The sequence below is a fragment of the Blautia sp. OM07-19 genome (genome assembly GCF_003481595.1).
Classification (GTDB): Bacteria; Bacillota; Clostridia; order Lachnospirales; family Lachnospiraceae; genus Blautia_A; species Blautia_A intestinihominis.
This window is the reverse complement of the sequence record NZ_QULA01000085.1, coordinates 1-1,417: the sequence shown is the minus strand read 5'-3', so window position 1 is coordinate 1,417 and position 1,417 is coordinate 1. Positions and strand designations below refer to the sequence as shown.

General features: G+C 37.8%; 1 protein-coding gene. It reads left to right on the top strand.

Annotated features, from left to right (window positions below):
- The first annotated feature begins 250 nt into the window (after positions 1-250).
- Entirely contained in the window at positions 251-1,177 is a 927-nt protein-coding gene (locus DXC01_RS19920) for a hypothetical protein (protein ID WP_118699693.1), read from the top strand.
- Positions 1,178-1,417 lie beyond the last annotated feature (240 nt).

Genomic DNA, 1,417 nt, shown 5'->3' with positions numbered 1-1,417 from the left:
AGTAGCTGTATAGCCGAAAGGCAAGCAGTATTGGTGTCATGGACGCACCCTGAAAAAAGACGGTATCCCGCCAGATTTCAGATGCTCTGATAACTTGTTGCCGAGTAGTTCACCTATTGGATTCTTTTCTCGATGCAGGAAGCGGATATTGAAAAATGCGAAGGGACATATTGAAGTAATGTTGTTGTGCATGTATAATTGTCTGTAAATGATACAGCATTCGGCAAGAGAAACGAAGGAGTAAAGGCACATGTGGAAATGTATACGTTGTGAAAAGGAAAATAAAGATACAGCAGAAATCTGTACAGAATGCGGGCATGGCAGAACAATGGATTATGTACAGCATAGAACACTGTCCAAGATTTCTGCGAAGCTGGCAAAAAACTGGAAAATATCCCGCAATACTGAAAAGGAAATAGAAAAACTCAATAACGAAAATCGGAAAAAGATACAGGATCTGAAAAAAAAGTATCGTCAGACGCAGCTGCAAGCCAAAAAAGACGCAACAAAAGAAACCCCGAATGAAAACAGAAAAAATGCAGAGGAAGTTATTCAGAAAAAACTGAGCAGCTTAAGAAGTTCTGTGGCATTTATGAAGGATGAAATTTCAAAAGAGCAGGATGAAATAAACGGATTGCATGTTGTTGTAGAAGAACAGAACAAATTGATAGAGAAAGATATTAAAGCAGATAAAAAAGTAACCACTATAGCTGTTGTTATAGCAGCTACTATTATAAACTCCCTGTTTGTATATATAGTTTATAGATATATGTTTAATGGGAGGTGGACTGCTGTTGAAGAATGTGTTAATCTGGGAAACTGGACAACACCGATCCTTATTTTTGCCATAGTTATATGTGATATTGGGTGGGCGATTGACTTGGAAGAGCGTGATTATTTAGTGTTTGATATTTTCGTTAGAATTATAGATTTGCTTATTGGCAGATTTATAGGAAAAATAAGTTATGAGACATGGAAACAGGCAAAAACTGAACGCGACAACGCCCAGAATTCAATTGACAAAAAGAAAAACGAAATCAACTCCATCTATCAAAAGATAGCTCCTTTAGAGAAACAGATAAGTAAAATTGAGGGCAGCATGAGTATTTTGACCGATAATCTGTCACGAGTATTGCCAGAGCATATGTCAGAAGAATTGGAACGATGGACCCGATGAGGTAATAAAGTAGATTTTATATTCTGTATGAGTAGAAAATTCAGAAAGACACATTTCAGTCCCCGCGGTGAAAGCTGTGGGGATTTTTGGCGATGAAAAGTGATTGTGTCAAAGACAGGTGAGTGACAGCACTTATCTGTTTTTTTTATCCAATTCTAAAATGAGCAGGTACATGTTGAACTGTTGAATAACTGCGCGCCGCATTCTCGTTACTTCCAGTGATGAGTTAGGCGCGCAAAT